Origin of the sequence: Vallitalea maricola, from assembly GCF_036985595.1 — a bacterium.
Classification (GTDB): Bacteria; Bacillota; Clostridia; order Lachnospirales; family Vallitaleaceae; genus Vallitalea; species Vallitalea maricola.
Genome location: NZ_BTPU01000226.1, coordinates 1 through 218, shown reverse-complemented (window position 1 = coordinate 218; position 218 = coordinate 1). Strand labels below are relative to the sequence as shown.

The window sequence follows — 218 nt, the reverse complement described above, 5'->3', positions numbered from 1 at the left end:
TCCCCCTGATAAAATAACAGTTAAATCAAATTTAAATAAAATGATGAAAACCATAATAATCAATGAAAAACATCCAAACAGCTTAAGCTTTACTTTTCTTTCTCTTTGTTTAATCAACTTGGAAGCTAACTCTGCTTTATCTTTTTGAATCCTTTCATATTCCATCCATCTTACTTTTTTCCAAACCTGCTCCACATAATCATAATGATTATGTGGAG

The 218-nt window shown here is 29.4% G+C and carries 1 protein-coding gene; it reads right to left on the bottom strand.

The annotated features are described in order from the left end of the window. Positions 1 to 218 (bottom strand): hypothetical protein (locus AACQ14_RS23940; protein ID WP_339366050.1); only part of this gene is annotated, 218 nt, incomplete at both ends.